Here is a 1,090-nt window from a genome sequence, read left to right as displayed (position 1 = left end):
CGGGATTGGTTGCACTCTCCGATGAGCAGATGAGCGATGCTACTGCGCAGGGGCCTTATTCGCTAAGCGCGATTCCGTTCATGAACTATGGTCATGATGCCGTTGGGGCAGGGCTTCAACATGATTATGACGACGATGATGAAGATCAACAGCAAAATGATGAGCAGGTGGCGTATGAACTGATGGATACCGTCACTACCGTTATGGGTATTGGTCCATTGTCGAGCGGAATAGAAGCGGACATTTCGATGGAGGGTTTTCGCCGGTTTGAGGGCGTTCCCACTATCTCGCTGCTTGAAGATGGAGGTGTGCGCTTTTATACAGGTTTTCAGGTGGACCGAATTAACATGGAGAATATTCGTGTTAAGGGAAGCGATGGCCCTGCGACATTTGGCAGTATCTATATGACAGATGTCGAGTTTGCACCTGGGTCAAATTACACCATTAGGCCACATGGTAGTCGTTATTGATTTGGCTTAGCGGGGCGTTTACGTCATCTTGGTTACGGCAGATACAAATTAAATACACCCCCTCCAAGCTTGCCTCCGTTTTCAAGGGCGATGTAGCCCTGTTTCTCATTTTGGTGATGCAGCGCAGCTACTTGAGATGCGAAGTACAGGCCTAGTGAAGTGCTTCCAGTTTTAAAGTTAAGGTTGTTTTGAATATCGCTTGGTTCGAGCTTTAAGATGGATTCAGGGTAGCCTAGTCCATTGTCGTGCACGCTAATTTCAATGTAGGGGTGTGCGCAAATCTCTACTTCTCGTGCCGCAACTAAGATCTCGCTTTTGGTATAACGGCTCGCGTTGTTAATTGCGTTGTTCAGTATGCCTGATACAAGCTCCCTATCAAAATACCACGAAGCTGTGCTCGATATGTCCTGACTCAGCTTTATGTTCCTTGCTTCGAACACATTCCCATACTGCGCTTGCTGCTCCGCCACGATGTCATCTAAATAGTGCTCATCAAGGTGAGCTGAGAGCATTTTCTTATGTAAGCGGTAGACCCCAAGAAGCTGAATAAGGTCATTGTTAACGCGCTCCGTCTCGTAGCGGATAGTGCTGACTCCTAGATTGTTTTCGCTATCTTCGGG

2 protein-coding genes are annotated in these 1,090 nt (G+C 47.7%); one reads left to right on the top strand and one right to left on the bottom strand.

Annotated elements, in window-relative coordinates; translation table 11 throughout:
- Positions 1–470: hypothetical protein (locus A3750_RS18650; protein ID WP_231871882.1), on the top strand; the 470-nt coding region annotated here is incomplete at its 5' end.
- Between the two features lie 32 nt (positions 471–502).
- Here the strand turns inward: A3750_RS18650 and A3750_RS18645 are convergent.
- A partial coding sequence (locus tag A3750_RS18645; RefSeq protein WP_068548599.1) for a sensor histidine kinase KdpD occupies positions 503–1,090 on the bottom strand: 588 nt, incomplete at its 5' end.

It is taken from the genome of Oleiphilus sp. HI0079 (genome assembly GCF_001635105.1).
The sequence above is the reverse complement of the archived record's forward strand: the minus strand, read 5'-3'. Positions and strand labels throughout refer to the sequence as shown.